Below are 2723 nucleotides of genomic sequence, written 5' to 3'. Positions count from 1 at the left end.
GTATGGTGCATATCGGGTTTCTCTAAGGTTTCAATCGCAGACGTATTATCATCTTTGTTGTTTATCCACGATTTGATAAGTGAACTTTCATGGTTGGTGAATAGTTTTACGTGCTCAGATGCACGCGAAATATCAATGTAACCACGGCGAATATTGGTGAGTTTTGCGTTGGCATCAACAACGGTAATGACGTTTTTAAAGGTTGCGCCCTGTGCCATATCTGCGGTGCGTGTGTAGCGGTAATCCCAATGGCTGCTTTGCATGTTATCCCTTGGCAACGGGATCTCTTTACCGTTCGTGCTTGTCACGGTCATGGTCTTATTGTCTAAGGCTGTGACGGTTAGCTCTGTATTACCTTGCAGTGCCAAGCTCTTATCGGTTTTACGCCAGGTAATTTCATCACCAATGGCTAACGGTTTATTGTCCTTGTTCCACAGGGTTGTCATGCTGTGATCGTGGTGTTTGGGAATAAACACACTGCTTTCGCCTGTGTGCATGTTGACGACCTCTAAGAACTGGTGCGCCTTGTTGACATGGCTAATTTCAAAATAATCCTCTTTACCTGTATTGATCACAATGCCTTTTTTATATGGCATCATGGTTTTAAGGCTCTCTTGAGTTGCGCCAACGCTTCGTAGTCTTGTTACCTGTTGTTCATCGGTGCTTAACTCATTGGTCTTTTGCAAGCCCTCACGGATCATGCCCGCTAAGAGATCACGCTCTCGATGACTATAGGCAATGACTAACGTATTAGCGCGGCTTTCAGGGGTTCTTGATAAGTATTCAGCGGTTGCTTCTACATACAGTTTTTCAGTAGCCAGTATGCTGTCTTTTTTATAATCCCCCGTCACGGTTTCAAAAGTTGAGATCACGTTTTGGCTTTTGTTGATTGAAGTCGGCTTCTGGTCGATTTCGTCTTTGGGTTGTTTGGTGTCAGGTAAGTATTGCTCTACAGGTAGTGGTAGTTGCTCTTTCAGTGCATCAAGGGTTGAGTGAACCTGTTTATCAATCACATGCTTTACTGCATTGAGGGTAGGTTCATTTTGCTGTCTCACAATGTCTTTCATCACCGTGGTTTGCATGACTTTTTTACTAAAGGCCAATTCAAACGGTTTGCCCGCTTCTTTGGATTGCAACTGATGTATGTCACCGAGCATAACCACTCTTGCCCCCGACTCTTTAGCCAATTCGGTAAAGCTATCAAGTTGCTTGTTTGACGACATCGAGCTTTCATCTAAGAGAAACACAGTGTTACTCAGGCGTGAGGGTTCAAGCGCCCCCGTTTTGTAGTCTTGCAGTAAGGATTGTGTGGTTTGGCTTTTGACCCCCTTATCTTTCAATTCGTTCACGGCAGCATGTGTGGGGGCAAGGCCGATAAATTGGGTTTTGTCGTCAAATAAGGTTTGTGCCATGTTCACCAGGCTTATGCCTTGCTCAAGCATGGTTGATTTACCTGTACCCGCGAATCCTTGTATGCCAACAAATTGATCTTTGGTTGTGGTGATTAACGTTATGCTGTCCTTTTGGCCGTCAGTCATGCGGGTTTGTGTGGCTAAGAAGTCACGGGCGACCTTTTCAGTGACTAAAGGCGCTTGAGTGTCTTTACCCTCTGCAATCGTGTTTAAAATCCGCTGCTCAGTTTCAAGGCTTTCTTTTGTCGTCCAGCGGGTTTGGTCGTGGTATTCAGCGCTAAATACTGTGCCGTTCTTTTCCAGTGTATCGAGCTGCTGCTTAATCTCGTGTTGCTGGATTGGTATGCCTCTTTCCTCAGTGGCGTAAGTCATGGCTTGGGTGACTAACTCTGTGTGAGTAAATCCCGCCTTTTGTTCGCTGATATGATTAAGCGCAAATTGCACCGCATCATGGACAATGCCTTTATCAATATGACGTTCACCAATGTTGTTCAGTGCGATTGACACATCATTCAATAAGGCTTTACTGGTTTGTGCATTGACATACTTCTCAATGGCGTTGTCAGCGTGAAGTACCCGCGATATGGCGGTTGGCTGAATATTGGATTTATCGAGTTTATGCTCAAGCTTGCTGCTGTTTTCAGTGAAGAAATGAAGCTGCTTGGTGTCAGTACTGAGTAAATCGTGCAAGGTTTCTTTTGAAGCGGTAAAGCTTGTCATATCAACCAGTGTGACCGCTTTGTCGCTCTTTGCCTGGCTAATGGTATTGGCGTAGCCATAGGTTAGGGCGCTTTGGTGTAATTGCTCTTTCGTGACCACATGGCGCGAACCATCGTCACTTTTGAACTGCACCCCTAACCAGTTAATTTTTTCAACGGTCATGCTGTCATTTTGTTTTAACTCTGTGCCGAATACATTGGCGTTCACTTGCAATTTATCGCCTCTAGCGATTTCTAGCTTAGCAGGTGAGGCCACCATGAATGAGCGCTTGCTGTCCATGTTGACGCTACTCTTTTCCCCTTGCTCATTCACAAGCTGTAATGAGTTTGCGCCATCTAGTACATTAGTGACGGTAAAGCGTTGACGTTTACCGTTCCCAAACTCCGTGAGTACCATGCCAGCCTTGTAGCTTTTCGCCATCGTTTGTTGCTCCTTACTCATAAACACAGGGTTAAGCGTGTCTATCTCAAGGCGCTTTTCACTTAATTGACCTTGCTTGTCTAAGGTGTCACGAATGAGCGTGTTAAGGTGTTTGCTGTCGGTCTGGTTAGTTGCTAAAACTTGCGTTTGGCTACGCTCCTCGTTGCTCAG

Annotated in this window: 1 protein-coding gene; it reads right to left on the bottom strand. The window is 45.3% G+C overall.

Annotated elements, in window-relative coordinates:
* The coding region (locus L2748_RS23405; protein WP_248957798.1) for an AAA family ATPase at positions 1–2723 on the bottom strand (2723 nt) is incomplete at both ends.

The organism is Shewanella sairae (genome assembly GCF_023283535.1).
GTDB lineage: Bacteria > Pseudomonadota > Gammaproteobacteria > Enterobacterales > Shewanellaceae > Shewanella > Shewanella sairae.
The sequence above is the reverse complement of the archived record's forward strand: the minus strand, read 5'-3'. Positions and strand labels throughout refer to the sequence as shown.